At 35.0% G+C, this 1,793-nt stretch carries 1 pseudogene; it reads right to left on the reverse strand.

What is annotated here, in order from left to right:
* Positions 1-1,793: pseudogene (locus Z054_RS32005) on the reverse strand (hypothetical protein); the annotation flags it as partial.

Raw genomic sequence — 1,793 nt, forward strand, 5'->3', positions numbered from 1 at the left:
GCTAAACACCTCAGAAGTTGGGGTAGTGATTGTACCATCCTTATTAGCATCTTTGTATGACAATCTGATATTCCCTAAATGATCTTTGTACTGGTACACATATTTATACCCATCTGCTTCGTGTTCAACGATCCCTTCTGAATGGCTAAAAAATTCAAGATTCCCATTTTTATAAACGTGATTCCCCGAATACTCTGTGAAAATCTTACCTTGAGTAGTTGTTGCGATCTTTTTAAGCTTTGTTCCAACAGCATCATAAATATAACTGATATACTCTGTGCCACCATTAACATTAACTCTGGTAGGTAAATTTAAATGATTATAAGTTACACCACTAATACCCTTGTTATTGTCTATAGTCATGTTACCATTGATATCATAAGCATAATCATTTCCGGTATTACTACCATCTTTAAAACCAAAAGTTGTATTACCTGTATCAGTAACTTTCATGAGTTTATTTCCTAAGTCATAAGTATATGATAAAATGTCCATATTTCCAAAAGAATTAGCTCCAGTATTTAAATGTCCCTTTCTGTTTAAAGTTAAGATATTTCCTGTCTTATCGTAAGTAACATTACTAAGATTGTAATTACCATCATTACTCGTGCCTTGAGTAATTCGGTTAAAATGATCATACTGATATCCATAAGATCGTTTGATATTATCACTAGCCGTTTTCCAAGTGGTTTCACTAATGTTTCCATTAAACAAGGCGGTAGCCCCATGTTTTGGTGTATTGTAATTGATCTTAAATGCAAAGAGGTTGTTCCCAAGAGTAGTGTTAGGATCGTTGATCTTAGTAAGCCATCCTCGTACATTATAAGTATAATCAATCTCTTGTAATCCTCCTCCTACTTTTTTACTCTCCAATTGTCCTAAAGGATCATAACCGTTTTCAACAATAGTTTCAAGTGCTTGATTATTGATCTTTTGAGTTTGAGCAAGTGCTCTACCCATATGATCATAGGTAAACGTATCTATCGTTACAATGGCAGCATTACTCCCTTTGGTATGTGTCGTTTTAGTTTGCTTCACTTTACCCGTAAAATCAAGATCACTTTCTATAATATCGGTAGTGCTAAGATATTCATTTTTACTGGCTACATATATCGGTCTTGATTTTTTATTATAATAGGTAACGGTAGTGATCCAGTCCAGGGTTTCGAGTACTCTTACTTTACTTCCTGTTGGTAGTGTCTTGGTTTGATCAGAAATAGTTTTTCCGTATACAGTACCGGGATTGCTTAACCCTGCAATGTCAAAAGTATAGTCATCATAATAATTGATGGTATGCAACTCCAGATTTGTTATTGGGAATGCCGTATTACTATGATAGATAGTAGTACCATCAATCATAGCAGCAGCACTTCGCTTTTCCCATAGTGTAGATTCTCCATGTACTGCTTGTTGTATGGTTTTCCTATCCCGATTATCGGTGAATTTACCGGTATAGGTAACCCGACCAAAGGCATCATATTTGGTAAACAGCCAGGTATTGTCTGCTTTTAGATTAGCATCCTGAGTAAGGATGGGCTGGTCTAGCTTATTATACACAATATATTCCCAATCCTTACCGGGAATCTTTTTTTCAATAACTCTATTACGATTGTCATATCGATATTGATAGCATAATTCTTTTAACTCTGCTTCACTTATACCGTCACTTGCTATAGCTTTAGGTGAAATTACGTATGTTAAATTCCCAAATCTATCGTATACATAATGAGTGTCATGTGCTGATCCTGCATTAAAGGTTCGCTTTAAAACAATTCTACCTTGTTTATCCTTGT

Origin of the sequence: Aquimarina macrocephali JAMB N27, from assembly GCF_000520995.1 — a bacterium.
Taxonomy (GTDB): domain Bacteria; phylum Bacteroidota; class Bacteroidia; order Flavobacteriales; family Flavobacteriaceae; genus Aquimarina; species Aquimarina macrocephali.